This is a genomic window from Blautia sp. Marseille-P3201T (assembly GCF_900120295.1).
Classification (GTDB): Bacteria; Bacillota; Clostridia; order Lachnospirales; family Lachnospiraceae; genus Blautia.
This window is the reverse complement of record NZ_LT635470.1, coordinates 692,947-716,333: the sequence shown is the minus strand read 5'-3', so window position 1 is coordinate 716,333 and position 23,387 is coordinate 692,947. Positions and strand designations below refer to the sequence as shown.

At 38.4% G+C, this 23,387-nt stretch carries 22 protein-coding genes and 1 other annotated feature; of the genes, 20 read left to right on the top strand and 2 right to left on the bottom strand.

Translation table 11 applies throughout. From position 1 onward, the window contains the following. Nucleotides 1–4 precede the first annotated feature (4 nt). The 11 genes from BQ7352_RS11860 to BQ7352_RS11810 all read left to right on the top strand — a co-directional run bounded on the left by BQ7352_RS11860 (nucleotide 5) and on the right by BQ7352_RS11810 (nucleotide 13,040). Nucleotides 5–1,480, top strand: coding sequence for an ATP-binding protein (locus BQ7352_RS11860; protein WP_072449430.1), 1,476 nt, complete (start codon nucleotides 5–7; stop codon nucleotides 1,478–1,480). 105 nt (nucleotides 1,481–1,585) lie between these two features. Continuing rightward, nucleotides 1,586–3,469: an anaerobic carbon-monoxide dehydrogenase catalytic subunit gene (cooS, locus tag BQ7352_RS11855; protein ID WP_072449429.1), complete on the top strand. Its 1,884-nt coding sequence runs from the start codon at nucleotides 1,586–1,588 to the stop codon at nucleotides 3,467–3,469. A gap of 33 nt (nucleotides 3,470–3,502) precedes the next feature. Next, nucleotides 3,503–3,949, top strand: coding sequence for a 4Fe-4S dicluster domain-containing protein (locus BQ7352_RS11850; protein ID WP_072449428.1), 447 nt, complete (start codon nucleotides 3,503–3,505; stop codon nucleotides 3,947–3,949). Nucleotides 3,950–3,953: 4 nt separating this feature from the next. After that, nucleotides 3,954–5,180 carry an NAD(P)/FAD-dependent oxidoreductase gene (locus BQ7352_RS11845; protein WP_072449427.1) on the top strand — a complete coding sequence of 409 codons (1,227 nt, stop codon included), beginning with the start codon at nucleotides 3,954–3,956 and terminating at the stop codon, nucleotides 5,178–5,180. Between the two features lie 37 nt (nucleotides 5,181–5,217). Next, nucleotides 5,218–5,472 (top strand) — a binding site (T-box leader). Nucleotides 5,473–5,545: 73 nt separating this feature from the next. Next, nucleotides 5,546–6,766, top strand: a complete 1,221-nt coding sequence (gene tyrS, locus BQ7352_RS11840) for a tyrosine--tRNA ligase (protein WP_072449426.1) — start codon at nucleotides 5,546–5,548, stop codon at nucleotides 6,764–6,766. 200 nt (nucleotides 6,767–6,966) lie between these two features. Beyond that, nucleotides 6,967–7,536: a hypothetical protein gene (locus tag BQ7352_RS11835; protein WP_072449425.1), complete on the top strand. Its 570-nt coding sequence runs from the start codon at nucleotides 6,967–6,969 to the stop codon at nucleotides 7,534–7,536. Between the two features lie 233 nt (nucleotides 7,537–7,769). Further along, nucleotides 7,770–9,206: an acyl-CoA carboxylase subunit beta gene (locus BQ7352_RS11830; protein WP_072449424.1), complete on the top strand. Its 1,437-nt coding sequence runs from the start codon at nucleotides 7,770–7,772 to the stop codon at nucleotides 9,204–9,206. Nucleotides 9,207–9,221: 15 nt separating this feature from the next. Next, nucleotides 9,222–9,980 (top strand): OadG family protein, encoded by a 759-nt coding sequence (locus BQ7352_RS11825; protein WP_072449423.1) that lies wholly within the window; start codon nucleotides 9,222–9,224, stop codon nucleotides 9,978–9,980. Between the two features lie 25 nt (nucleotides 9,981–10,005). Continuing rightward, complete coding sequence (locus BQ7352_RS11820) at nucleotides 10,006–10,377, top strand: biotin/lipoyl-containing protein (protein ID WP_072449422.1); 372 nt, start codon at nucleotides 10,006–10,008, stop codon at nucleotides 10,375–10,377. 71 nt (nucleotides 10,378–10,448) lie between these two features. Continuing rightward, nucleotides 10,449–11,597 (top strand): sodium ion-translocating decarboxylase subunit beta, encoded by a 1,149-nt coding sequence (locus tag BQ7352_RS11815; protein WP_072449421.1) that lies wholly within the window; start codon nucleotides 10,449–10,451, stop codon nucleotides 11,595–11,597. 30 nt (nucleotides 11,598–11,627) lie between these two features. Then, nucleotides 11,628–13,040, top strand: coding sequence for an oxaloacetate decarboxylase subunit alpha (locus BQ7352_RS11810; protein WP_072449846.1), 1,413 nt, complete (start codon nucleotides 11,628–11,630; stop codon nucleotides 13,038–13,040). Between the two features lie 22 nt (nucleotides 13,041–13,062). Here BQ7352_RS11810 and BQ7352_RS11805 read toward each other — a convergent pair whose 3' ends face one another. Further along, nucleotides 13,063–13,308: a hypothetical protein gene (locus tag BQ7352_RS11805; protein WP_072449420.1), complete on the bottom strand. Its 246-nt coding sequence runs from the start codon at nucleotides 13,306–13,308 to the stop codon at nucleotides 13,063–13,065. A 151-nt stretch (nucleotides 13,309–13,459) separates the two neighbouring features. Here BQ7352_RS11805 and BQ7352_RS11800 point away from each other — a divergent pair, with 151 nt between their 5' ends. From BQ7352_RS11800 to rpsA, 5 genes are read left to right on the top strand one after another with little or no spacing between them, the layout of a single operon-like run. Beyond that, nucleotides 13,460–14,383: a MurR/RpiR family transcriptional regulator gene (locus BQ7352_RS11800; protein ID WP_072449419.1), complete on the top strand. Its 924-nt coding sequence runs from the start codon at nucleotides 13,460–13,462 to the stop codon at nucleotides 14,381–14,383. An 18-nt stretch (nucleotides 14,384–14,401) separates the two neighbouring features. After that, on the top strand, nucleotides 14,402–15,649 hold the full coding sequence (locus tag BQ7352_RS11795) for a BaiN/RdsA family NAD(P)/FAD-dependent oxidoreductase (protein WP_072449418.1): 1,248 nt from the start codon (nucleotides 14,402–14,404) through the stop codon (nucleotides 15,647–15,649). A 13-nt stretch (nucleotides 15,650–15,662) separates the two neighbouring features. Continuing rightward, the gene (cmk, locus tag BQ7352_RS11790) at nucleotides 15,663–16,331 is read left to right on the top strand and encodes a (d)CMP kinase (protein WP_072449417.1); all 669 of its coding nucleotides are present in this window, start codon (nucleotides 15,663–15,665) and stop codon (nucleotides 16,329–16,331) included. Nucleotides 16,332–16,347: 16 nt separating this feature from the next. Beyond that, nucleotides 16,348–17,199, top strand: a complete 852-nt coding sequence (gene ispH, locus BQ7352_RS11785) for a 4-hydroxy-3-methylbut-2-enyl diphosphate reductase (RefSeq protein ID WP_072449416.1) — start codon at nucleotides 16,348–16,350, stop codon at nucleotides 17,197–17,199. Then, nucleotides 17,180–18,265, top strand: coding sequence for a 30S ribosomal protein S1 (rpsA, locus tag BQ7352_RS11780; RefSeq protein ID WP_072449415.1), 1,086 nt, complete (start codon nucleotides 17,180–17,182; stop codon nucleotides 18,263–18,265). The genes ispH and rpsA overlap by 20 nt, the downstream gene beginning before the upstream one ends. Before the next feature lie 30 nt (nucleotides 18,266–18,295). Here rpsA and BQ7352_RS11775 read toward each other — a convergent pair whose 3' ends face one another. Then, on the bottom strand, nucleotides 18,296–19,420 hold the full coding sequence (locus BQ7352_RS11775) for a ribonuclease H-like domain-containing protein (RefSeq protein WP_072449414.1): 1,125 nt from the start codon (nucleotides 19,418–19,420) through the stop codon (nucleotides 18,296–18,298). Between the two features lie 107 nt (nucleotides 19,421–19,527). On the opposite strand from BQ7352_RS11775, the gene BQ7352_RS11770 reads away from it, so the two are divergent. From BQ7352_RS11770 to BQ7352_RS11755, 4 genes are read left to right on the top strand one after another with little or no spacing between them, the layout of a single operon-like run. Then, entirely contained in the window at nucleotides 19,528–20,442 is a 915-nt protein-coding gene (locus tag BQ7352_RS11770) for a putative ABC transporter permease (RefSeq protein WP_072449413.1), read from the top strand. Between the two features lie 42 nt (nucleotides 20,443–20,484). Next, on the top strand, nucleotides 20,485–21,807 hold the full coding sequence (gene rsxC, locus BQ7352_RS11765; RefSeq protein ID WP_072449412.1) for an electron transport complex subunit RsxC: 1,323 nt from the start codon (nucleotides 20,485–20,487) through the stop codon (nucleotides 21,805–21,807). A gap of 12 nt (nucleotides 21,808–21,819) precedes the next feature. Next, nucleotides 21,820–22,779, top strand: a complete 960-nt coding sequence (locus BQ7352_RS11760; RefSeq protein WP_072449411.1) for an RnfABCDGE type electron transport complex subunit D — start codon at nucleotides 21,820–21,822, stop codon at nucleotides 22,777–22,779. Then, entirely contained in the window at nucleotides 22,776–23,387 is a 612-nt protein-coding gene (locus tag BQ7352_RS11755) for an RnfABCDGE type electron transport complex subunit G (RefSeq protein ID WP_072449410.1), read from the top strand. Before BQ7352_RS11760 ends, BQ7352_RS11755 begins: the two co-directional genes overlap by 4 nt.

The following is a 23,387-nucleotide window of genomic DNA, read 5'->3' as shown; positions in this document are numbered from 1 at the left end:
AACGATGAATATTGCAGAAGCAAAACAGGAAATTATTAACACGCTTAAAGCTTATACAGCAAAGGATGAGGAAGGAAATTACAAAATCCCCATACAGTATCAAAGACCGGTACTGCTTATAGGGCCTCCGGGTATTGGAAAAACCGCCATTATGAAGCAGATTGCAGAGGAAGAAAAAATCGGACTTGTGGAGTATACGCTGACACATCATACAAGACAAAGCGCAGTGGGACTGCCAATTTTAGAAAAGAAAAGATTTCAGGGAGAAGAATATACAGTTACAGAATATACCATGAGTGAAATGCTTGCATCGGTATATGAATGTATAGAAAAAGAAGGAGCAGAAGCAGGAATTTTATTTTTGGATGAAATTAACTGTGTTTCTGAAACCTTAGCGCCTACCATGCTGCAGCTTTTACAGAATAAAACTTTTGGGGCACACAAGCTTCCAAAGGGATGGTGCATTGTAGCTGCCGGTAATCCGGAGCGTTATAATAAATCTGTGCGGGAATTTGATATTGTGACACTGGACAGAGTAAAGAAAATAGAAATTCAGGAAGATTATGCTGTATGGGATAAATATGCAGCAAAACAAGGTGTTCATTTAGGAATACGCAGTTATTTGCAGTTAAAAGCAGAAAATTTTTACCGCATAGAAGAGCAGCAGGAAGGAAGCTGTTTTGTAACTGCCAGAGGCTGGGAGGATTTGTCCAGAATTCTGCAAAGTTATGAAGAAATGAAAATCTCCATAACAAAAGAGCTGATTAGTGAATATTTACAGCATGAGGAAGTGGCAGTGGATTTTTATGGGTTTTATCAATTGTTTAAGAATTATGAAGAAAAGTACCGGAAGTATTCTTTAGAAGAAAAAGAAGATATGTTGGTTCATGCAGATTTTGATGGAAAGATTTTGCTGATGCAGCTTTTAGAGGGGGAATTGGAAGGAAAAATAAAAGAATATCAACAAGAAAAAGTTTATATAAATGGTCTGTATGAAGAGTTAAAAAAGATGAAAAAGGCAGTTGCAGAGGGACAGCAGGAAATAGACACACTTTTTTGCCAAAGTATAGAAAGAAGAAAAAGACAGGAAAAAATTCTGACAGAACAGGGACTTTTGTCAAAGGAAAAAAGAAAGACTGATAAAAAAATCACAAAATGGATGGATGAAAGAAAATGGATGTTAAAAGAAAGTGGATTTTCTGCTGTGAAAGAGGATTTTTACAGAGAAACTTTAAAATTAAAGCGTGAGGAAGAACAAATTCAAGGATTATTGGATGAAGAAATCGGGGCAGTAAAAAAGAGCTGTAAAGCAGGGCAAGAGCTGTCACTTTTCTTGTCAATGCTTTCTCGAAACGAAAGGATTGCAGCATTTATAGCAGAGCATGGATGTGAAAGTTATCTAAAGGAGAGCAGGAGACTTTTAACACAGGAAAGAGAGGCTGTCTTAAAAGAGGAAATCCAGGCATTTCAGATAAAATAAAAAAGAAATGGAAAATGGTACAAGTTATACTTGACTAATTTAGTTTAGTATTGTTATAATCTTAACAGATTAAAAAATAATGTAGATATCAGGAGGATATTAAGTATGAATCAGTGTTTTGGATGCAATACATGTGCCAGTGCAGATAAACCTTTGGAAGGATTTATTCGCAATTTACCTATGGAAACTTCTCATCATAGAGTGGAAGGACAGAGTACAAAATGTGGCTTTGGTTTACAGGGAGTATGCTGCCGTCTTTGCTCAAATGGTCCATGTCGTATTACACCAAAAGCTCCAAGAGGAATTTGTGGTGCGACAGCAGATGTTATTGTTGCACGTAACTTCCTTCGTGCAGTGGCAAGTGGCTCTGGATGCTATATTCATATTGTAGAAAATACAGCATTAAATGTAAAGAAAACTGCTGAAATCAAAGGTGAGATTAAAGGTGAGAAATCCCTTGCAAGACTTGCTGAGATTTTCGGAGTTCAGGGAACAGATAAATGGGATACTGCAAAACAGGTGGCTCAGAAAGTTCTGGACGATTTATATAAACCAGAATACGAAAAAATGGAATTAGTTGAAAAAATGGCTTATGCACCTCGTTTCAAAAAATGGCAGGAGTTAGGTATTTTACCTGGCGGTGCAAAAAGTGAAGTATTCCACGGAGTTGTAAAATGTTCTACAAACTTAAACTCTGATCCTGTTGATATGTATACAGACTGTCTGAAACTGGGTATTTCCACAGGCTTATATGGGTTGACTCTTACAAACCTGTTAAACGATGTACTTTTAGGAGAACCTGAACTTCGTATGGCTCCTGTTGGTCTTCGCGTTATTGATCCGGATTATATCAACATTATGATTACAGGACATCAACATACAATCTTTGTAGATTTGCAGGAAAGACTTACATCAAAAGAAGCAGTGGAAAAAGCAAAAGCAGCAGGTGCAAAAGGCTTTAAACTGGTTGGATGTACTTGTGTAGGTCAGGACTTACAGCTTAGAGGCGCTCATTACGAAGAAGTATTTGATGGTCATGCAGGAAATAACTATACAAGTGAAGCAGTGCTGGCTACTGGCGGTATTGATGCGGTTCTTTCTGAATTTAACTGTACACTTCCGGGTATTGAGCCAATCTGTGACGAATTAAAGATTAAACAGATTTGTCTTGACAGTGTGGCAAAAAAAGCGAATGCGGAACTGAAACCATTTGTTTTCGAAGAAAGAGAAAAACAGAGCGAAGAAATTATTGACGAAATCATTGAAGCATACAAAGCAAGACGCGGTAACGTTCCTATGAACTTAATGCCGGAACATGGAAATGACCATACTTTAACCGGTGTTTCCGAAGGTTCTTTAAAAGAATTCTTAGGAGGCAACTGGAAACCGTTAATTGATTTAATTGTATCCGGTGATATCAAAGGGATTGCTGGCGTAGTAGGATGTTCTAACCTGACTGCAGGCGGACATGATGTTCTCTCTGTAGAATTGACAAAAGAGCTGATTGCAAAAGATATTCTGGTACTGACCGCAGGATGTTCTTCAGGAGGTATTGAAAACTGTGGACTTATGACACCGGAAGCTGCAAAATATGCAGGTCCAAAGCTTCGTGCTGTATGTGAAAAATTAAATATTCCTCCGGTGTTAAACTTCGGTCCATGCCTTGCAATTGGACGTCTTGAAATTGTAGCTACAGAATTAGCGGAAGCAATTGGTGTAGATATTCCTCAGCTTCCATTAGTTCTTTCAGCGGCACAGTGGTTAGAGGAACAGGCTCTTGCTGACGGATGCTTCGGACTGGCACTGGGACTTCCTCTGCATTTAGGACTTCCTCCATTTGTTACAGGAAGTGAGCTGGCAGTAAAACTTTTAACAGAAGATATGAAGAACCTCACAGGCGGACAGGTGATTATCAATCCAGATGCAAAAGAGAGTGCAGATATTCTTGATAAGATTATTGAAGAAAGACGTGCAGGATTAAATATCTAAAATATGTTCAGTGATACAGAACGGGGGTATCTGATGAGAAGAATAATGATTGACGCTGCCAAATGCGATGGCTGTAAAAGTTGTTCCGTAGCATGTATGCAGGCGCATAGAAAAGATGACGGAAATGTTTATACTTTAGATTTGACAGATATTACAAATGAATCCAGAAATTTTATATATAAAAATCCGGATGGGAGTTATACACCGGTGTTTTGCAGACACTGTGAGCAGCCGGAATGTGTAATGTCCTGTATGAGCGGAGCTCTGAAAAAGGATGAAGAAACAGGTCATGTACAGTATGATGCTGAAAAATGTGGTTCCTGTTTTATGTGTGTAATGAATTGCCCTTACGGTGTTTTGAAACCGGATGAAACAACTCATACAAAAGTCATTAAATGTGACTTTTGTATTGAAAAGGGTGAAGAACCAAGCTGCGTGAAAGCCTGTCCAAAACAGGCAATCTGGGTAGAGGAGGTGTAGGCAGATGCAGTATGTGATTTTAGGAGCAGGTGCGGCAGGTATTATGGCTGCAAAAACCATTCGAAAGACAGATGCACAAGGTGAGATTACTGTAATATCTACGGATACACAGGTACATTCACGCTGTATGCTGCATAAATTCCTCAGCCACGAAAGAAGTGCAGAAGGCATTAGCTTTATTGATGCAGATTTTTTTGAGAAAAATAAAATTAACTGGTTAAAAGGAAAAACAGTAAATAAGCTGGATACCGTAAATAAAAAAGTGTTTACGGAAGACGGCACTGAAATTGGATATGATAAACTTTTGATTGCTACAGGTGCGGAGAGTTTTATCCCGCCTGTAGGAAAATTAAGAGACGCAAATAATGTTTTTGGCCTTCGTCATTTGAGAGATGCACAGGCAATTGATGAAATGGCAAAGAACGCAGAAAATATTGTGATTATTGGTTCCGGTCTGGTGGGTCTGGATGCTGCTTACGGACTTATGGAAACAGGAAAGAAAGTTTCTATTGTAGAGATGGCAGAACAAATTCTTCCTATCCAGCTGGATAAGACAGGTGCCTTTGAATATCAGAAACGTTTTGAAAAAGCAGGTGCTTCTTTCTATTTAGGAAGAAAAGCAACAGATACATTGATGGATGAACAGGGAAATATTTCTCGTATTGTATTGGACAACGGAGAGGAAATTCCATGTGACCTGGTTATTGTAGCAGCAGGTGTGCGCTCGGCAGTAGCAGGCATGGACGGAGAAGGCATTGTCATTGACAGGGGTATTAAAGTAGATGACTATCTGGAAACAGGAGCCAAAGATGTCTATGCAGCAGGTGATGTAGCCGGTTTGTCAGGTATCTGGCCAAATGCACAGAAACAGGGAGAGACAGCGGCCCTTAATATGTGTGGGGAAAAGACTGCCTATACAGACAGGTATGCTATTAAAAACACCATTAATTTCTTTGGACTTGTTTCCATGTGCATTGGAGTAATTGTTCCGGAAGAAACGGATACTGTGGTGGTAAGAGAAGACTCAAAAGAATATAAACGTGTTATTATTCGTGATGGAAAGGTTGTAGGTGTTCTTCTTCAGGGAGATATTTCTCATGGCGGTATCTGGCAGTATTTAATTAAAAATCAGATTTCTGTGGAGAACATACAGAAAAATATTTTGGATCTAAACTTTGGCGATTTCTATGGTATTAAGGAAAATGGCGAATACCAGTGGAATATGTCTTGACAACCATAGAGGAAGTTTGTATACTGGTGCTGTAAATGAAAAAGCAAAGATGAGAAGAAGTAATTTTCAGGGAAATGCACAGAAAGCTGCCGGGTGATGAGAGGCGCGCAGGAAGTTGAGAATGAATACATCTCGGAGCTTCACACCGAAAAGAAATGAGTAGGCTGTGACGGAAAGGTGCACGTTATAGCATTTTGAGTATCGCTTCGGCTGTACTTACAGAGGCAGGCAATGCGAGTTGTCTGTGAATAAAGGTGGTAACACGAGAAAGCTTATCGCTCTCGTCCTTTTTATAATTATAAAGAGGGCGGGAGCGTTTTTGTTTAAAAGCTTCGTCCTCAGGGAAACAGAAGGGAGAAAACAAAATGAAAATTTATGACGAACTGGTTGCCAGAGGTTTGATTGCTCAGGTGACAGATGAAGAAGAAATCCGCGAATTGATTAACAATGGAAAGGCTACCTTCTACATTGGCTTTGACCCTACGGCAGACAGCCTTCATGTAGGACATTTTATGGCATTATGTCTGATGAAACGTCTGCAGATGGCAGGAAATAAACCGATTGCATTGATTGGTGGAGGTACAGGATATATTGGAGACCCATCAGGAAGAAGTGATATGCGTTCCATGATGACACCAGAAATAATTCAGCACAACTGCGATTGTTTTAAAAAGCAGATGGAACGTTTTATTGATTTTTCAGAAGGAAAAGCAATGATGGTAAACAATGCAGACTGGCTTTTGGATTTAAATTATGTAGAGCTGTTAAGAGAAGTTGGTCCACATTTCTCTGTAAACCGTATGCTTACTGCAGAATGTTACAAACAGCGTATGGAAAAAGGTCTGAGCTTTTTAGAGTTTAACTACATGATTATGCAGAGTTATGATTTCTACATGTTGTACCAGAAATATGGCTGTAATATGCAGTTTGGCGGTGATGACCAGTGGAGTAATATGCTGGGCGGAACAGAGCTGATCAGAAGAAAATTAGGTAAAAATGCCTGTGCAATGACAATTACTTTGCTTTTGAACTCCGAAGGTAAAAAGATGGGAAAAACACAGTCCGGAGCAGTTTGGTTAGATCCAAATAAAACATCTCCATTTGATTTCTATCAGTACTGGAGAAACGTGGCAGACGCAGATGTTTTAAAATGTATTCGTATGCTGACTTTCCTTCCTTTGGAGCAGATTGACGAAATGGATAAATGGGAAGGAAGCCAGTTAAATAAAGCAAAAGAAATTTTAGCTTACGAATTAACTGCATTAGTACACGGAAAAGAAGAGGCAGAAAAAGCTCAGGAAGCTGCAAGAGCGTTGTTCAGCAGTGGAAATGCAGCAAATATGCCATCAGCCAAAATTGAAGAGTCTGACCTTGTAGACGGAAATATTGATTTGATTTCTCTTTTACACAAAAGCGGACTGGCAAATACACGTTCTGAAGCAAGACGTGCCATTGAACAGGGCGGTGTGTCTATTGACGGAGAGAAGGTTACAGATATTAAGCATCTGGTTCCGGGAGAAAAACTTCAGGGCGATGGAATTGTGCTGAAAAAAGGAAAGAAAAACTTTAGAAAAGTAACATTGTAAAAAAGTCAGGAGCTGTCGTTTTCAGAGTATTACGGCAGCTTCTTTTTTCAAAACAGAAAAATTAATGGTTGAGTGAAAGACTTTTTTGTAGTAAAATGAAAAAAAGGCAAGTCTGTATTCAATTTCTAAATCATATCTGAATTCTAATCTTATCCAGAATTATCCATTTCAAAATTTAATACAGGCAGAAAAGAGGTTATATGAAAAAGCAGGGGATTTTATTCCAAGGACTATATTTTTCTACAAAAGCAGAGCAATATATAGATGCCACATATTTTCTTTTGTATGCTCTGTGCAAAAACCCTATGACAGGGAAAATGTTGAAGACTATGGAGAAAAACTGGAAAGATTATATTTTATTTCAGGCAGAAAAAAGTACTTATCAAAAAGGAGAATTTTGGGAATATCTAAATAATGAAGAAACAGAAAGTGCCGAAATTCTTTTAGGATTTCTGGAAGAGATCAGAAACTGTCATACAGTTCGATGGGAAAAGGCAAGGATTGCTTTTGAATATGTTTTTTGCAAAATTATTGGAAAAGAATATGATTTTTTATCCAAAGAGAACAGGATTTCTTTTGAAAAAATATGCAGTGTAGCAGGAAAGTACCGGGAAGTTCCTTTTCTTACATCTTCTTATATTTGTGCTGCTTTTTTCTGGGCGGAGTGTTTAAACATAAAGATACAGAAAAATGGGACTTATGATTTACTATACCCTTGTCTTAAAGAAGAAATGAAAATATGGGAGAAGGGGAGGAGAGCTGTAAATTAGGGTTAAAAGTTTGTCAAAAAGTATTGAAAAAAAATGTGAAACAAGGTACAATTAAAATCGGCAGAAATTGGTTTTAACAATCTATTGCGATGCAGTGAACACAAGGTGATTTCTGCAAAAAACCGGAAAAAACTCACAAAAGCAGTGCAGAAATCCCGGTGAACAGCATGAAATTTATTGATTTTGCAATGGATTTTTGCTGTTAAAATAAAAATTAAATGGAGGGCTGATTAATGAGTAGTACAGCACAAACCTTAGCAGGTAAAAGAATTGCTTCTTTGCTTGATGAGAACAGTTTTGTTGAAATTGGCGGCTATGTAACAGCCAGAAACACAGATTTCAACTTATCTGAAAAAGAAACACCGGCAGATGGTGTTATCACCGGATATGGTGTGATTGACGGCAGCCTGGTATATGTTTACAGCCAGGATGTTTCCGTGTTAAACGGTTCTATCGGCGAAATGCATGCGAAAAAAATCACAAATCTGTATGACTTGGCAATGAAAACAGGCGCACCGATTATCGGACTGCTTGATTGTGCAGGTTTAAGACTGCAGGAAGCAACAGATGCATTAAATGCCTTTGGTGAAATTTACACAAAACAGGTTATGGCATCTGGAGTAATTCCACAGATTACAGGTATCTTTGGTACATGTGGCGGTGGACTGGCAGTTGTTCCTGCTCTGACAGATTTTACATTCATGGAAGCAAACAAAGGAAGACTCTTTGTAAATGCTCCAAATGCTTTGGAAGGAAATGAGATTTCCAAATGCGATACTTCCAGTGCGGCATATCAGAGTGAACATGCAGGTCTTGTAGATGTGATGGGAAGCGAAGATGATATTCTGGCTCAGATGAGAGAATTAGTTTCTATGCTGCCATCTAACTTCGAAGACAATTCTTCTTACATTGAATGTACAGATGATTTAAATCGTGTTTGTCCTGAGCTGGAAAACTGTGCAGGAGATACTTCTATTGCACTTTCTCAGATTGCAGATAATCAGGAATTCTTTGAAGTAAAAGCTGAATACGCAAAAGACATGGTTACAGGATTTATTCGTTTAAACGGAGCAACTGTAGGATGTGTTGCAAACAGAAGTGAGCTTTACAATGAAGAAGGCGAAAAAACAGAAACTTTTGATAAAGTTTTATCAGCAAGAGGATGCAAAAAAGCTGCTGAATTTGTAAAATTCTGTGATGCTTTTGACATTCCTGTTTTAACTTTAACAAATGTAAAAGGTTATAAAGCTACAAAATGTTCTGAATCAAATATGGCAAGAAGTGCAGCAGAACTTACAAATGCTTATATCAGTGCAACAGTTCCAAAAGTAAATGTAATTGTAGGAGAAGCTTTTGGAAGTGCTTACCTTACAATGAACAGCAAATCTACCGGTGCAGATATGGTATTTGCATGGCCAAATGCACAGATTGGTATGATGGATGCGAAACTGGCTGCAAAGATTATGTATGCAGATGCAGATGCTGCTACAATTAATGAAAAAGCAGCAGAATATGCAATGTTACAGTCCAGCGCACTTTCCGCAGCTAAGAGAGGATATGTAGACACAATTATTCAGGCAGAAGATACAAGAAAATATGTGATTGGTGCTTTTGAAATGTTATTCACAAAGAGAGAAAATCGTCCTAGCAAAAAACATGGCACGGTTTAAGCGAGGTGAATTAATATGAAGCAGACATGGAAAAAAATAGGTAGTTTAGTTTCAGTGGGAATTCTGGCAGCATCTTTAACTGCCTGCGGTTCCTCAAAAGATGAGCTCAATGAAAAAGTAGCTCAAAATCTTTACGACAGCAGTGTAAACGTTATTCAGACACTGACACAGAGTAATCCGGATGAACTGGAGCAGGTTTTAGAAGAAAATCCAAACATTGATGATTTTTCTAAGAGTGCCTTTACTTCATGGATTGACTCTTATGAAGAATTAGGAAGCTTTATTGACTACAAGGAAGCAGCACCGAAAGATGTTATTAAGAAAGATGGAAGCAACTATGTTGTAACTCTGGAATGCGATTTTGAAAAAAGAGACGCAGATGTACAGGTTGTTTACGACATCAAACTTGCAGGAAAATCCGTAGGTTTTAGTGCTGACTATTCAATGGCAGAGAAAATGCAGGAAGCAGGAATAAATACGGTAATCGGTCTTGTTATTGTATTTGTAATGCTTGTGTTCTTGAGTTTTGTTATTTCTTTGATGAAATACATTCCAAAATTTGTAGAAGGATTTGGCAAAAAGAAAGAGGCAGAACCAGTACCGGCTCCAACACCTGTACAGCCGGCTGCAGAAGAAACTGTAGAAGAAGATCTGACAGATGATCAGACATTAGTAGCAGTTATTGCAGCAGCAATTGCAGCATCTGAAAATACTTCAACAGATGCGTTTGTAGTACGTTCTATCAGAAAATCAAATAAAAGAAATTGGCGATAGGCTAAGCTCGTAGGAGGAAAAGAATATGAAATCTTATACAATTACAGTAAATGGCGTTGCATACGATGTAACAGTTGAAGAAACAGCTGGAAATGGTGCACCGGCTGCTGCTCCAAAAGCAGCTCCGAAGACAGCTCCAAAAGCTGCACCAGCAGCAAAACCGGCAGCAGCTTCTGCAGCAGGTGCTGTTGAAGTAAAAGCTTCTGTACCGGGAAAAGTTTGCAAAATTGAAGCAAATGTAGGACAGGCTTTAAAAGCCGGCGATGCAATTGTAATTCTGGAAGCTATGAAAATGGAAATCCCAGTTGTTGCACCTCAGGACGGAACTGTAGCAAGCATTAATGTTGCAGTAGGTGACTCCGTAGATAACGGCGCTGTTCTGGCATCTATGAATTAGAATTTGCATACAGTGTAAATTCCCAAGACAGGAAAATTCCTGTGTAATATAAATAAATGGGAGGTAAAAAAATGTCTAACATTGCAGATACAGTGTCAAACCTGATTGGACAGACAGCCTTTATGAATCTGACAGTGGGAAACCTGATTATGATTTTAGTGGCATTTATCTTTTTGTATCTTGCCATTAAAAAAGGATTTGAACCGCTTTTGCTGGTTCCCATTGCATTTGGTATGCTTTTGGTAAATATCTATCCTGATATTATGGCCAGCGCAGAAGAAACATCAAACGGAGTAGCAGGACTCCTTCATATTTTCTATATTTTGGATGAATGGAGCGTTCTTCCATCTCTGATTTTCCTTGGAGTAGGTGCTATGACAGACTTCGGTCCGTTGATTGCAAATCCAAAGAGCTTTTTGTTAGGTGCGGCAGCACAGCTTGGAATTTATGTTGCATATTTCCTTGCAATCCTGTTAGGATTTAACGGAAAAGCAGCAGCAGCAATCTCCATTATCGGTGGTGCGGATGGTCCGACATCTATCTTCCTTGCAGGTAAGCTGGGACAGACGGGCTTGATGGGAGCTATTGCGGTAGCGGCATATTCTTATATGTCCTTAGTACCGATTATCCAGCCTCCGATTATGAAACTCTTTACAACAGAGGAAGAAAGAAAGATTAAAATGGAACAGCTTCGTCCGGTATCCAAACTGGAAAAAATCCTGTTCCCAATCATCATCACCGTTGTTGTATGTTTAATTCTGCCAACAACAGCTCCGCTGGTTGGTATGTTAATGCTGGGTAACCTGTTCAGAGAGTCAGGTGTTGTAAAACAGTTAACAGAAACAGCATCCAATGCTTTAATGTACATTGTAGTTATCTTACTTGGTACATCCGTAGGTGCATCTACAAGTGCAGAAGCATTCCTGAAATTAGATACGCTTAAAATCGTATTATTAGGTCTTATCGCTTTCATATTCGGTACAGCCGGAGGTGTATTGTTCGGTAAACTTATGTGTAAGCTTACTCATGGCAAGATTAACCCTCTGATTGGTTCCGCAGGTGTTTCCGCTGTTCCAATGGCAGCCCGTGTTTCACAGAAGGTCGGTGCAGAAGCAGACCCGACAAACTTCCTGTTGATGCACGCTATGGGACCAAACGTTGCAGGTGTTATCGGTACAGCCGTAGCGGCAGGTACTTTTATGGCGATTTTTGGAGTTTAATCCAAGATGAATAAAATGGAGGAAAAAAAGATGGCAGAAGTAGTGAAAAAACCAATTAAAATTACTGAAACAATTCTGCGTGATGCTCATCAGTCTCTGATTGCTACCAGAATGACAACAGAGCAGATGCTTCCTATTGTAGAAAAACTGGATAAAGTAGGATATCATTCCGTAGAATGTTGGGGTGGTGCTACCTTTGATGCTTCCCTGCGTTTCTTAAAAGAAGACCCATGGGAAAGACTTCGTAAATTCCGTGATGGATTTAAAAATACAAAATTACAGATGTTATTCCGTGGACAGAATATCTTAGGATATCGTCCTTATGCAGACGACGTAGTAGAATATTTCGTTCAGAAATCTATTGCAAACGGTATTGATATTATTCGTATTTTCGACTGCTTAAACGACCTTCGTAACTTACAGACAGCAGTTAAAGCTGCAAACAAGGAAAAAGGTCATGCTCAGGTTGCATTATCCTATACATTAGGTGATGCCTATACATTAGATTACTGGGTAGATATGGCGAAAAAAGTTGAAGATATGGGTGCAAATTCTATCTGTATCAAAGATATGGCTGGCTTATTGCTTCCATACAAAGCAACAGAGCTTGTAACAGCATTAAAAGAAGCAGTTGATATTCCAATTCAGCTTCATACACACTATACTTCCGGTGTTGCTTCCATGACTTACTTAAAAGCAGTAGAAGCAGGTGTAGATGTTATCGATACAGCAATGTCACCATTTGCACTGGGAACATCTCAGCCGGCAACAGAAGTTATGGTGGAAACATTTAAGGGAACACCTTATGATACAGGCTTTGACCAGCAGTTACTGGCTGAAATCGCTGATTACTTCCGTCCAATCCGTGACGAAGCTTTAGACAGCGGTCTGTTAAATCCAAAGAACTTAGGTGTAAACATCAAAACATTACTGTACCAGGTACCTGGTGGTATGTTATCCAACTTAACATCTCAGTTAAAAGAACAGCATGCAGAAGATAAATTCTATGATGTTCTGGAAGAAGTGCCAAGAGTACGTAAAGACCTTGGTGAACCACCACTTGTAACACCATCCTCTCAGATTGTTGGTACACAGGCTGTATTTAACGTAATCATGGGTGAACGTTACAAAATGGTTACAAAAGAAACAAAAGACGTATTAAGCGGAAAATACGGTGCAACTGTAAAACCGTTTGATAAAGAAGTACAGAAGAAATGTATCGGTGACACAGAAGTAATTACATGCCGTCCGGCTGACTTACTGGATCCGGAACTTGATACATTAAGAGGAGAAATGGCACAGTGGTCTGAACAGGAAGAAGATGTATTATCTTATGCATTGTTCCCACAGGTAGCAACGGATTTCTTCAAATACAGAGAAGCACAGCAGACTAAGGTAGATCCAAAGGAAGCTGATACAGAAAACGGAGCATATCCGGTATAAGGTATAAAACAAAAAGAAAGGCTCAGCGCCCTTTATGGGGTGTCTGAGCTTTTCTTTTTATTTCTTTTAACATTTCAATATCATCAGCGGTAAGCTTTAGATTAGTTTTATAGGTGTTTCCTGATGGAACAGTAACCTGTATATCTACGATTGTATTTTCTTGCAGAGCCTCTTGCGACACGGCCTTCAGAAACGGGAAAAAACGGGGATGATTTTTTTCAAAAGCTTGTTTAAAACGGTGAAGCTCCATGAGTTTTAATGGGTTCATAAGATGCCTCCTCTTTGGTGTGTGATTATTTATAAAATAGTATAGGAAAGTTCATGGAAAAAGTCAACGGAGCAAAGTTTTTGCTGAAACTTTTTTATTTCTGTGCTATCATAGAAAGAGTATGAAAGAAAAAGTAAAGAGGGGAAGGTTCATGAGCAATACAGAGCACCTGCTTAGTAAAATAAATGTGCAGTATCAAAATTTTAGTAAAGGTCAGAAAAAGCTGGCGGCATATATAAAAGAAAATTATGATAAAGCAGCTTTTTTAACTGCAGCAAAACTGGGAGAAACTGTGGGTGTCAGCGAGTCTACAGTTGTGCGTTTTGCAACGCATCTGGGGTACAAAGGATATCCTGAATTTCAGAGAGAACTGGAGGAGCTTGTGAGAAACAAACTGAATTCTATTCAGCGCATGGAAGTGACTTATGGAAAAGTTCCGCAATCAGAAATTTTAGATACAGTACTGCATTCAGATATAGATAAAATAAAAATGACTTTAGAAGCAGTGGATCATGAAGCATTCAGTCTTGCAGTAGAAACAATTTTAAATGCGAGAAATATATACGTTGTAGGAATTAGAAGCTGTGCTCCTCTGGCTGAATTTCTTGCTTTTTATCTAAATCTGATATTTGATGGAGTGAGACTTTTAAATACCAATAGTGCCAGTGAAATTTTTGAACAGATGATTCGAATTGGGGAGGAAGATGTAATTATTGGAATTAGTTTTCCTCGATATTCTATGCGTACTTTAAAAGCCCTGGAATTTGCCAATAATCGAAATGCCAAGGTAATTACATTGACGGACAGTATTCACTCTCCTATGAATTTATATTCTTCTTGTAATTTAATTGCCAGAAGTGACATGGCATCTATTGTAGACTCTCTTGTAGCGCCTCTTAGTGTGGTCAATGCTTTGGTAGTAGCTCTTAGTATGCGCAAGCAGAAAACCGTGGTGGCGACTTTAGAGGCTTTGGAGAAAATATGGGATGAGTATCAGGTGTATAATAACGATGAAATTAATCTGGCAGATAATCATGAAATTGAGCTGACAGATCCTAAAGCATCAAAAAACTGAGAATTAAAGGAGCATTTTATGGCAAAGATACTAATTGTTGGCGGCGGTGCAGCCGGTATGGCCGCAGCCGTTTTTCTGGGCGAAAAAAACCAGGAGGTACATCTTTTCGAAAAAAATGAGAAGCTTGGAAAAAAGCTGTTTATTACCGGAAAAGGACGCTGTAATATTACGAATACATGTGATGAAGAAACATTCTTTAAGTCTGTAGTGACAAATTCTAAATTCCTATACAGCGCTTTTTATGGATATAGTAATCAAGATGTGATTTCTTTTTTTGAAAGTTTAGGTTTAGCAGTAAAGGAAGAAAGAGGAGGAAGAATTTTTCCTGTTTCAGATCATTCTTCAGATGTTATTCGTGTTTTAGAAAAGCGTATGAAAGAATTAGATGTAAAAGTGCATTTAAAGAGTGAAGCGGAGGCAGTCCTTACAGAAGAAGGGGAAGCGGGAGAAAAACAAATAAAGGGAATACGTCTTAAAAATGGTGCCGAAATTTCCGGAGATAAAGTAATTATTGCTACCGGAGGATTTTCTTATCAGGCAACAGGCTCTACCGGAGACGGCTATACTTTTGCAAAGGAAACAGGACATACGGTTACAGATTTGCGTCCGGCGCTTGTTCCGATTGTAACAAAAGAAGAATATGTAACACAGATGCAGGGGCTGGCATTAAAGAATGTTCGATTTACCATAAAAGATGGTAAAAAGGTTCTTTACGATGATTTTGGTGAGTTGTTATTTACTCATTTTGGGATTTCCGGTCCTCTTGTTTTGACTGCCAGTTCTTATATAGGAAAAAAACTTGAGAAAAAAGAACTGCAAGGATATATTGATTTAAAAGCTGCGTTGACAGAAGAACAATTAGACGCCAGACTGTTAAGAGAATTTGAAGCAGGAATAAACCGACAGTTTAAAAATGTAATTACAGGTATGTTTCCTGCAAAAATGTATCCGATTATTTTGGAACTGGGCGGCATTGCTCCGGAAAAAAAGGTTAATGAAATAACAAGAAAAGAGCGACAGGACTTTATTTATTTTGTGAAGCATTTCCCGTTGACGCTTGTAGAGCTTCGTCCGTTTCGGGAGGCGATTATTACTCAAGGCGGTGTAAAGGTGAAGGAAGTTAATCCAAAAACCATGGAGTCTAAGCTGGTAAAGGGACTGTACTTTATCGGAGAAGTTCTTGATCTGGATGCAGTTACAGGTGGATTTAATCTGCAGATTGCCTGGTCTACTGCCAGAGCAGCAGCGGAATTTATAGAAGAATAAAAGGAGAAATATAATGGCAATAAACATAGCAATTGACGGACCTGCAGGAGCAGGGAAAAGTACTATAGCAAAGGCAGTGGCAAAAGAACTGGAATTTATATATGTAGATACAGGAGCCATGTATCGTGCAATGGCACTATATTTGATTAGAAAAGGAATTTTGCCGGAAGAAAAAGAAAAAATGGAGGAAGCCTGCGAAAATGCTGAGATTTCTATTGTATATGAAAATGGTGCACAGCAGGTAATCTTAGATGGAGAAAATGTCACAGAATATTTAAGACAGGAAGAAGTAGGCAATATGGCATCAGTCAGTTCTGCTAATCCGAAAATCAGAGAAAAGCTGGTGGAGCTTCAAAGAGTCCTTGCGTCTAAAGAAAATGTGGTTATGGATGGAAGAGATATCGGAACCTGTGTACTGCCTCATGCAGATGTAAAGATTTACTTGACAGCCAGCGCACGTACAAGAGCATTGAGAAGATGTAAAGAGTTGGAAGAAAAAGGTGTTCCTTGTGTGTTGGAGGAAATTGAGGCTGATATCAATGACAGAGATTACAGAGATATGCACAGAGATATTTCACCGCTGAAACAGGCAGAAGACGCTGTTTTACTGGATTCTTCCAACATGAATATTGTTGAAGTGAAAGATGAAATTATTCGTTTGTATAAAGAAGCGACAGTGTAAAGAACAGGAGAAAATCATGGATGTAAAGGTTGCGAAAACAGCCGGATTTTGTTTTGGAGTAAAAAGAGCTGTGGAAGAAGTCTACAAGGTTGCAGAAACAACCAAAGGAGCTGTGTATACCTACGGCCCGATTATTCATAATGAAGAGGTTGTATCAGATTTAGAAAAAAAAGGTGTTAAAGTTTTAGAAACAGAAGAAGAACTGAAAAATCTTACAGAAGGAACTGTGATTATTCGCTCTCATGGTGTTCCGAAGTATATTTATGAACTTTTAGAAGAAAGAAATATTTCTTATGTAGACGTAACCTGTCCTTTTGTATTAAAAATACACAGAATTGTAGAGAGAGAAAGTGCACAGGGAAAACATATTGTTATTGTGGGAGATCCTAATCATCCCGAAGTAGTAGGAATTAAAGGCTGGTGTCAGGGGAAAGCTACAATTATAAAAACAAAAGAAGATGCAAAGCGCTTTTTGGCAGAAAGTGGAGAAAAAATATGTATTGTATCTCAGACGACATTTAATTACAATAATTTTCAAGAAATAGTTGAAATTTTGGGCGAAAAGGGTTATGATAAACTTGTTTTAAATACGATTTGCAATGCTACGCAAGACAGACAGTCTGAAGCAGCTCAAATCGCTAAGCAGGTAGACGCCATGATAGTCGTAGGAGGCAAACATAGCTCCAATACCCAGAAACTATATGAGATATGTAAAAGCGAATGTAAGGACACTTACTATATACAGACACTTGCTGACTTGGATTCTGAAGGTTTTCCGTCCGTTCAATGTGTAGGTATTACAGCTGGGGCGTCAACCCCGAATAAAATAATTGAGGAGGTTTCAAAACATGTCAGAATTAAGTTTTGAACAGATGCTGGACGAAACATTTAAAACAATCAGAAATGGAGAGGTAGTTGAAGGTACAGTTATCGATGTCAAAGAAGACCAGATTATTTTGAACATTGATTATAAAGCAGACGGTATCATTACAAGAAATGAATACTCAAATGACCAGAACCTGGATTTAAGAACTGTTGCACACCCAGGCGATACAATGGAAGCAAAAGTTCTCAAATTAAACGATGGTGACGGACAGGTGCTTTTAACTTATAAAAGACTGGCAGCTGATAAAGGAAATAAGAGATTAGAAGAAGCATTTGAAAATAAAGAAGTGCTTACAGCAAAAGTAAATCAGGTATTAGATGGTGGCTTGAGTGTTATCGTGGAAGAAGCAAGAGTGTTTATTCCGGCAAGCCTTGTTTCTGATACTTATGAAAAAGACCTGACAAAATATCAGGATCAGGAAATTGAATTTGTAATTACAGAGTTCAACCCAAGAAGACGCCGTGTAATCGGTGACAGAAAACAGCTCTTAGTAGCTAAAAAAGAAGAAATGAAGAAAGAATTGTTCGAAAGAATTCACGCAGGCGATGTTGTTGAAGGTACAATCAAAAATGTAACAGATTTCGGTGCATTCATTGATTTAGGTGGTGCTGACGGACTTCTTCACATTTCTGAAATGTCTTGGGGCAGAGTAGAAAATCCAAAGAAAGTATTTAAAGCAGGAGAGAAAATTACTGTTCTGATTAAAGAAATCAATGGCGATAAAATTGCATTAAGTCTGAAATTTGAAGATCAGAACCCATGGTTAAACGCAGCTGAAAAATATGCAGTTGGAAATGTTGTAGAAGGTAAAATCGCTCGTATGACAGATTTCGGTGCATTCATCGAATTAGAGCCAGGGGTAGATGCATTACTTCACGTTTCTCAGATTTCCAGAGCACACGTTGAAAAACCATCTGATGTATTAAAAGTAGGTCAGGTTGTTACTGCAAAAGTTGTAGATTTCAACGAAGAAGAAAAGAAAATCAGCTTGAGCATGAAAGTTCTTGAACCAGCTCAGGAAGAAACAGAAGAAACAACAGAAGAATAATTTAAGAAAAAAGTCGCAGTAAAACAGCCATTACGACAAAGTAATGGCTGTTTTTAATATTTCTTGGATATAACATTTTTGCATGGATAGAGAGGAACTTTGCAAAGGCCAAAAAGTATAGGTTTCTTTAGCATGAAGTTCTGTTTTTAAAAGTGGGAGAGGACATGTGCCGGGAGCATAAACGAAAGTCCCTGTGTATTTTTTGTAACAGGTAGAAGCATTAGCCTTTTGCCTGTGTTGTGTATCAATATAGATGGCAACACTTTTGTGAACGGCTTCATCTTCTACGGGTAAATAGTAATAATTTTTGTAGTCAGGATAATAGAATTTTAAAGTTCCCTCATATAAGGGAAGCTTTAACTTTGCTATATGTTGGGAAACTGTTATATAGCCAAAATGAAAAGCAGCAGAAAGCTGTGCAGGAATAGGAAAAGGAAGTTTAAGGGTAAACAATAGCTCTTTTGTAATGGAGCGGTCTGCTTCCTGCTTTTCTAATTCTTCTGTATCAGATATTTCCCATTGACCTTTTGAAAGCTGTTTTAAGTTTAAAAGAGGAAAAATAGAAAGCATTCCCATAAGGTCATCATAGTTGTGCTGCAAAAGAAGTTTTTCATTCTCTTTTGCAGAAGTTTTTTCGTAGTTCTGATAAAATTTTATCATTTCTTTTCCGGATAAAAGGTCTTTTCTTGGATAAAGAGTTAATTCTTCAAAGGCTTTTTGCGTGTGGTTAGGCATTTGGCGGAAGAAAGCCGGCATGCGTAAAAGTTCACGATATAAATCGAGAGAGTTTTTATCCGGAAAAGGATTAAAAAGCTGATGCTTTTCAAAACGGGAAACAAGATAAGGAATATCAAAAGAATTCCCATTAAAATGGATGAGTTTTGTTCTGCTTTTAACAAAAACGGAGAAAGCTTCTAAAAGTTCTTTTTCTTCTTCTTCGCAGTTATGCTCCATGAGGAACTGGATAAGCTGCCATTTTTTTGTAGAAGGTTGAAAAGAAATAAGCCCAATTAGAAATACACGGCTTGTTTTGGGACTTAGTCCGGTAGTCTCAATATCAAAGAACAGAACGTCCTCAGGGTCATAATTTAAGAGAGAACAGGTGGTTGGTAAATCTGTTGAGAATTGACTAAGAATTTGCATATTTGTTATCATTTTAACAAAATCCTTTCAAATTGTTTTTAAAATAATACGAAAAATTACTAAATTTTTCTAGTGATTTCTGCAAAAAAGTGTTATATTATATAGCAGAGGAGAAAAACATGAATATAGAAATTGCAGGTGTATCTTTATATTATATCATAAGCTGGTTCTTTGTATATAGCTTTTTAGGGTGGCTGTGGGAAACTGCTTATGTATCTGTGAGAAAAAAGAAATTTGTAAACAGAGGTTTTATAAATGGTCCTTTATGTACTATTTATGGCATGGGGGCTGTGAGTATTTATCTGATTTTAAAGCCTTTTGGAAATCGTATCATTGTTTTATACATAGGTGGTGTGGTAGTTGCTACCATACTGGAGTATCTTACCGGATGGCTTATGGAAAAGATTTTTCACACCAGATGGTGGGATTATAGTCATAGAAAATACAATCTTCAGGGATATATTAGTTTGGGAACTTCTTTAGGATGGGGTGTATTTACCTTATTGTTGTTTAAGGTGTTTCAACCATTTGTTTCCTGGTTTACAGATTTATATCCTCAGAATATAGGAGAAATTGCTCTGATTATTATTATGGTTTTGTATGCGGCAGACTTTATCACTTCAGCTTCAGCGGCTTTCGGACTTACAAAAAGCTTTGCAAAAGTGGAAGATATGCTGGAGGATATTACACAATATCTTCATAACAGTAAGTTATATGAAACACGAGAAGAAATTCAGGAAAGGCTGGAAACAGTCAGAGCTCATTTGCGTACACAGGAAGTTGCAGAACGTTTGTCTGTGAGAAAACAGGAATTTATGGAACGTTTTGAAACCTTATTTGAAGAAAAACGTCTTTTGGATAGTGAAAATTATCTTTCTAAAAAAGCAGAGATGGAGCAGAAACTGGATGAGTTTGTAAAAAAATATACAGATATCAGAAAGAAACAGAATATTGTTAAGAAGCGTATGGTTTATGCGTATCCTGAACTGAAAAATCAGTTTAAGAAATATAGAAAAAAGCATCAGAAAGAATAATCAGTTTTTAACTGATTAGGATAAATAAAGGAGGGACGAAATATGGCGTTTTTAACCTTTAGGGGTGGTGTACATCCTTATGATGGAAAAGAACTGTCAAAAGAAAAGCCTGTACGGGAATACTTTCCCGGAAAAGAGATGGTTTATCCGCTGTCGCAGCATATTGGTGCTCCGGCGCAGCCTGTTGTGAAAAAGGGAGATTATGTTCTGGCAGGGCAGAAAATTGCAGAGATGGGAGGCTTTGTTTCTGCACCAATTCATGCTTCTGTGTCAGGAGTTGTGAAAGAATTAAAAAAAGTAAGAAATAATGTAGGAGCCATGGTAGATGCCATCGTTATAGAAAATGACGAAAAATATGAAACTGTGGAATTTACATCCGTACAGTCTTTAAAAGAGCTTACCAAAGAAGAAATTATTAGCAGAATTAAAGAAGCCGGAGTTGTTGGTATGGGTGGGGCAGGCTTCCCTACTCATGTAAAGCTTTCTCCGAAAGAACCGGATAAAATAGAGTATGTTCTGGTAAATGGAGCGGAATGTGAGCCTTATCTGACTTCTGATTACAGGCGTATGTTAGAGCAGCCTGATTGGATTATTGGTGGATTAAAGTGTATTTTAAAGCTTTTTGACCATGCAAAAGGTTATATTTGTATTGAAGATAATAAGCCGGACTGTATTGAAAAGCTTACGGAAATGGTAAAAGATGAGCCGAGAATTGAAGTCGCTCCTTTGAAAACCAAATACCCACAGGGAGCAGAACGATGTCTGATTGCAGCAGTAAGTGGCAGGGAAATTAATTCATCCATGCTTCCGGCAGATGCGGGATGTGTAGTGGATAATATTGATACCGTATGCGCTGTTTATCGTGCAGTGATGAAAGGCGAACCGGTCATGGATCGTATTGTTACCATTACAGGGGATGCCGTGGCAGAGCCGGGAAACTTTAAAGTTCGTCTGGGAACTTCCTTTGCGGAACTGTTGGAAGCGGCAGGAGGATTGAAGCTTCCTGCGAAGAAAATTATTTCCGGCGGTCCTATGATGGGGTTTGCCATGTTTGATTATCATGTTCCTGTTGTAAAAACATCTTCTGCTTTGCTTTGTATGTCGAAAGATGAGGTTTCAGAAAATGAACCTACTGCTTGTATTAACTGCGGAAGATGTGTATCTGCCTGTCCGGCAAGACTGGTTCCATCCAGACTTGCTACCTATTCTGAACATGGCAGAGAGGATTTGTTTGTAAAATATAATGGTATGGAATGTGTAGAATGTGGCTGCTGCAGTTTTGTCTGCCCGGCGAAAAGACCATTGACGCAATCCATGCGTTCCATGAGAAAAATGGTTCTGGCAAATCGCAGAAAACCAAAGTAGGAGGAGAAAATCATGAGTGAATTATTACATGTTTCATCTTCCCCTCATGTAAGGTCGAAGGTGAGCACCAGCAGTATTATGCGTACTGTATTTTTAGCGCTTATGCCTGCAGCATTATTTGGAATTTATAATTTTGGCTTAAATGCACTTTTGCTGATTTTAATTTCCATTGCAGTGTGTGTGGCTACAGAAGCGGGATATGAAAAAATTGTACATAAGAAATTGACTATTCAGGATGGCAGTGCAGCTGTTACAGGTCTTTTATTAGCGCTGAATTTGCCGCCAAATGCACCTTGGTGGATTGCTGTTATCGGTGGAATTTTTGCTATTTTAGTTGTAAAACAGCTTTTTGGTGGATTAGGGCAGAACTTTATGAACCCGGCACTGGCAGCCAGATGTTTCCTTTTGATTTCTTTTACAGGAAGGATGACAGATTTTACTGTTCCCAATGGCGGCTGGGGCAATGTTGTTGATACTGTTTCAGGAGCAACACCTTTAGCAGCTTTAAAAGCAGGGGAAAGTGTAAACTGGGCAGACTTATTTTTTGGAAATATACAGGGGACTATCGGTGAAACTTCAGCGCTGGCAATTCTTGTTGGGGCAGTTATTCTTTTAATTAACGGAATTATTGATCTCCGTATACCACTGACATATATTGGCAGTTTTGCAGTATTTGTTCTTTTATTTGGTGGTCATGGATTTGATGTGGAATATTTATTATGTCACTTATTTGGTGGCGGCTTAATGCTGGGAGCATGGTTTATGGCAACAGATTACGTTACTACGCCGATTACTAAGACAGGTCAGTTAGTCTATGGAGTATGTCTTGGCGTATTTACAGGATTATTCCGTATTTTTGGTGGTTCTGCAGAAGGCGTATCTTATGCGATTATATTCTGTAACCTGTTAATTCCTTTAATCGAGCGCTATACAATGCCCCGTGCCTTCGGAAAAGGAGGTAAAAAAGTATGAAAAAGAATACAATATTGAAAGATGCTATTATTTTGACTGTAATTACATTGATTGCAGGAGGACTTTTAGGGCTTGTTTATGAGGTTACGAAAAAACCTATTGCAAATCAGCAGGAAAAGGCCAAACAAGAAGCGTATAAAGCGGTATTTGAAGATGCAGACTCTTTTGAAGTATGTGTGGAAGCGGAAGATGCAGATTTAGCAGCTGCTTTAAAAGAAAAAGGATTTGAAGCTCAGAAAATTAATGAGATTATGGAAGCGAAAGATGCCTCCGGTGAAACTTTGGGATACGCTGTTAATGTGACAACTTCAGAAGGATATGGTGGTGATATTACCTTTTCCATGGGTATTCAGCTTGATGGGACTTTAAATGGAATTTCTATTTTAAGTATCAGCGAAACTGCCGGACTTGGTATGAATGCTACAAAAGATGAATTTAAAAATCAGTTTTCTGATAAAAATGCAGAAACTTTTGAGGTTACAAAATCAGGAGCTGCTGCTGAGAATGAAATTAACGCAATCAGTGGTGCTACGATTACTTCAAAGGCAGTGACCGGTGGTGTAAATGCCGGGATTTGTGCATTTAATTATGTAAAGGAGGGAGAATGA

Bases quoted from the DNA above. Each gene is read 5' to 3' on its own strand.
- BQ7352_RS11860 (WP_072449430.1), top strand. From the start codon at position 5: ATGAATATTGCAGAAGCAAAACAGGAAATTATTAACACGCTTAAAGCT.
- cooS (WP_072449429.1), top strand. From the start codon at position 1,586: ATGAATCAGTGTTTTGGATGCAATACATGTGCCAGTGCAGATAAACCT.
- BQ7352_RS11850 (WP_072449428.1), top strand. From the start codon at position 3,503: ATGAGAAGAATAATGATTGACGCTGCCAAATGCGATGGCTGTAAAAGT.
- BQ7352_RS11845 (WP_072449427.1), top strand. From the start codon at position 3,954: ATGCAGTATGTGATTTTAGGAGCAGGTGCGGCAGGTATTATGGCTGCA.
- tyrS (WP_072449426.1), top strand. From the start codon at position 5,546: ATGAAAATTTATGACGAACTGGTTGCCAGAGGTTTGATTGCTCAGGTG.
- BQ7352_RS11835 (WP_072449425.1), top strand. From the start codon at position 6,967: ATGAAAAAGCAGGGGATTTTATTCCAAGGACTATATTTTTCTACAAAA.
- BQ7352_RS11830 (WP_072449424.1), top strand. From the start codon at position 7,770: ATGAGTAGTACAGCACAAACCTTAGCAGGTAAAAGAATTGCTTCTTTG.
- BQ7352_RS11825 (WP_072449423.1), top strand. From the start codon at position 9,222: ATGAAGCAGACATGGAAAAAAATAGGTAGTTTAGTTTCAGTGGGAATT.
- BQ7352_RS11820 (WP_072449422.1), top strand. From the start codon at position 10,006: ATGAAATCTTATACAATTACAGTAAATGGCGTTGCATACGATGTAACA.
- BQ7352_RS11815 (WP_072449421.1), top strand. From the start codon at position 10,449: ATGTCTAACATTGCAGATACAGTGTCAAACCTGATTGGACAGACAGCC.
- BQ7352_RS11810 (WP_072449846.1), top strand. From the start codon at position 11,628: ATGGCAGAAGTAGTGAAAAAACCAATTAAAATTACTGAAACAATTCTG.
- BQ7352_RS11805 (WP_072449420.1), bottom strand. From the start codon at position 13,308: ATGAACCCATTAAAACTCATGGAGCTTCACCGTTTTAAACAAGCTTTT.
- BQ7352_RS11800 (WP_072449419.1), top strand. From the start codon at position 13,460: ATGAGCAATACAGAGCACCTGCTTAGTAAAATAAATGTGCAGTATCAA.
- BQ7352_RS11795 (WP_072449418.1), top strand. From the start codon at position 14,402: ATGGCAAAGATACTAATTGTTGGCGGCGGTGCAGCCGGTATGGCCGCA.
- cmk (WP_072449417.1), top strand. From the start codon at position 15,663: ATGGCAATAAACATAGCAATTGACGGACCTGCAGGAGCAGGGAAAAGT.
- ispH (WP_072449416.1), top strand. From the start codon at position 16,348: ATGGATGTAAAGGTTGCGAAAACAGCCGGATTTTGTTTTGGAGTAAAA.
- rpsA (WP_072449415.1), top strand. From the start codon at position 17,180: ATGTCAGAATTAAGTTTTGAACAGATGCTGGACGAAACATTTAAAACA.
- BQ7352_RS11775 (WP_072449414.1), bottom strand. From the start codon at position 19,420: ATGATAACAAATATGCAAATTCTTAGTCAATTCTCAACAGATTTACCA.
- BQ7352_RS11770 (WP_072449413.1), top strand. From the start codon at position 19,528: ATGAATATAGAAATTGCAGGTGTATCTTTATATTATATCATAAGCTGG.
- rsxC (WP_072449412.1), top strand. From the start codon at position 20,485: ATGGCGTTTTTAACCTTTAGGGGTGGTGTACATCCTTATGATGGAAAA.
- BQ7352_RS11760 (WP_072449411.1), top strand. From the start codon at position 21,820: ATGAGTGAATTATTACATGTTTCATCTTCCCCTCATGTAAGGTCGAAG.
- BQ7352_RS11755 (WP_072449410.1), top strand. From the start codon at position 22,776: ATGAAAAAGAATACAATATTGAAAGATGCTATTATTTTGACTGTAATT.